General features: G+C 73.0%; 1 protein-coding gene. It reads right to left on the reverse strand.

Translation table 11 applies throughout. The features are described 5' to 3' along the window. Positions 1 to 781, reverse strand: a 781-nt coding sequence (sctD, locus tag G3N96_RS38815) for a type III secretion system inner membrane ring subunit SctD (protein WP_206140501.1), incomplete at both ends; no start/stop codon positions are given.

The following is a 781-nucleotide window of genomic DNA, read 5'->3' on the forward strand; positions in this document are numbered from 1 at the left end:
CCGCCGCACCGCTCGCGAGCGGCGCCACGGGCGGCGCCGGCACCTGCCCGGGCGCAGCCGCCGACGGTCCGCCGAGCGGCATCGTGATGCGCTGGCCGTTGCGCTCGAACACGACTTCGTCGGGGCCGATCGACACGACCGTCGCGCCCTCCTTCAGTCGCGCACCTTCGAAATAGCGGCTGCCGTCGGCCGTCTCGATGTAGCGCTGGTCGCCGTCTCCGGCGAACACGGTCGTGATCTCCGGAATCCCGGCCGTCCCGCCCAGCGTCGTCGCCGTGCGCGGCGCGGCCGGATCGGCATCGCGTACGTGATCGACCACTTCGAGCGCGGGACGCGCGTCCTTCATGTAGTTGCGGATCCGCGGCTCGATCTGCGCGCGCGCGGCCGTGCCGGTCACCTCGATCCGGCCGCGGCCGAGATACGCGACCGTCAGCGCCGTGTCGCTGAAATAGGTCTGCGCGGTCGCGACCAGGTCGCTGACCACGTAGATGTTGCCGAGCGTCGCGTTGTCGACGCCCGCGACGATCTGCGCGACGCGTTCGCGCGCGGCCGGATCGCTCACGTAGCCCGACACGATCACGCCGTCGTCGCGCGGCGCGACGGACAGCTCCGGGTACGCGCGCAGCAGTTGCTGCAGCCGGTGCGTGCGCGCGAGCACCGATTCGTGCTGCCACGGCAGGCGCCCCGACCAGGTGACGAAGCCGTAGCCGAGCGCGCCGAGCAGCACGCCGAGCCAGAGCGCGACCAGCGCGATCACGAGCCGCCGGCTGCCGAGGCGGCG

The organism is Burkholderia sp. Se-20373 (assembly GCF_017104705.1).
Lineage (GTDB): Bacteria > Pseudomonadota > Gammaproteobacteria > Burkholderiales > Burkholderiaceae > Burkholderia.